At 45.0% G+C, this 1,755-nt stretch carries 2 protein-coding genes; both read right to left on the reverse strand.

Annotated features, from left to right (window positions below; all coding sequences use genetic code 11):
- Positions 1 to 411 (reverse strand): response regulator (locus A3762_RS25270; protein ID WP_231878923.1); only part of this gene is annotated, 411 nt, incomplete at its 3' end.
- Positions 412 to 475: 64 nt separating this feature from the next.
- A partial coding sequence (locus tag A3762_RS25275; protein ID WP_304439334.1) for a histidine kinase dimerization/phospho-acceptor domain-containing protein occupies positions 476 to 1,755 on the reverse strand: 1,280 nt, incomplete at its 5' end.

The raw sequence follows: 1,755 nt of genomic DNA on the forward strand, positions 1-1,755 counted from the left end.
GGTAATGGCCACAATAGGCAGCTCCGAATCAGCGATGCCTAGCTCATTCCGAATCTTTTGCGTTGCCGTTACACCATCCATAACAGGCATCTGCATATCCATCATAACAATGTCATACTGCTCAGCGCGCACCTTCTCAACAGCGATCTCTCCGTTATCTGCCGTATCACAATCAAACCCAAGGTCAGCCATGGCAAACTCAATCAACACTTGATTATCCATCGTGTCATCAACAATAAGACATCGCTTGCCCTTATAGGAAACAACATGATCATTTGCCAACTCGCTTTGCAGGCCTTCAGACAAATATTCAAGTATTTCTTCGGGTTCATTGTTATCAGTTTGCAAGGGGAAAGAGAGAAAGAATGTCACACCCTTTGATGATGACTCATGACGAATAGAACAACCCATAGCACCTAGAAGTTGACGCGATAAGTACAAACCTAAAACCTAAGCCTTCATGAGAACGACTCAATTACGAGTCAGCCTGCCAAAACTTCTCATAAGGCTCATGAGCAAGTAACAGCTCAGAGCCGTAATTGGTTATCGAACAAACAAAACTCTTCCGCTGATCGAAGTTGTAATTAACCTCTATGGATACGCCATCACCAAACTTACGCGCGTTATCAAAAACCTCACGTAACACGTCGTACAAGACCTGCATATCTATATAAACCTGACCTTCGAGCTCTTTGGGAACAGATTCCTTAATCCCGACACCAAGCTCATCAAACATAAGGTGCGCTTGAACCCCCACCTCTCGTAAAACAGCTTCGCACGAGTAAGCTTGGCAACTAACACCGTGTTCAAAACCATCTACGCGCTCAACATCTAACAACTGCTTGGACAGTGCATCGAGTCTTTGCCCCGCTTCAAGCACGCGCTTAGACAAATCACGTGATTCATCAGCATTGCTAACACCAGACATCAATCGTTTTGCGAATCCAATAACCGCAGTAATAGGCGTTCGTATTTCGTGATTCATCGTCCCGATAAACTCATCCTTTACACCTTGGAGACGCCGCGACTCACGCAGTAAATCTTGAAGCTCTTGCTGCTGAGCATCTATGCTTGTTAGAAGACCATTGTAATACCCCGCTAACAAACCAACTTCGGTGGATTCATTTTCAGGCAATCGCTTCGTTAGTTCTCCGCTTTCATGGTTGTGGCTGATTGACTCGATCATGTCCGACAGATCATTACGCTCTCCGTGCTCGTAAATATTGAGCCCAAGCTTTTCGGCCTCCTTACTAATTCTGAGAGGCCAAAAGCGGTTAATTAATCGCATCACCGCATACGTTAAACCAAAACCCCAAACCACAGCGATTGCCAAGCCAACAAGCTGAGGCAGCAACGAAAACTCAGAAACAAACAGAACAGGAAGCAACACTCTCACCATACCGCCATCTAAATGAACGGGCACAGCATCAACTGCATCATCAACTTCGAAGTATTCAAGTAATGATGAAAAACCTTTCATTACCCAATACGCAAGCACACCAAGCATAAGCGCTTGAGTCGGCGTAATAAGATGAGCCGAGGCACAAGACGCGACTAGCCCTGATAAGATTGCATTTATCAGAACCTTCACATCAATAATTGAGCGTCGCAGCAGTGAAAATACAACAGCAAAAGCACCCGCTCCACATGCAGCGAAAACCGTATTAACAATGACTAAAAATACGTCGATATCTGAGCGATATGCTGAACCACCGTTAAATCCTAACCAGCCTATGAACAATAAAAATCCACCGC

Source organism: Oleiphilus sp. HI0125 (assembly GCF_001635355.1).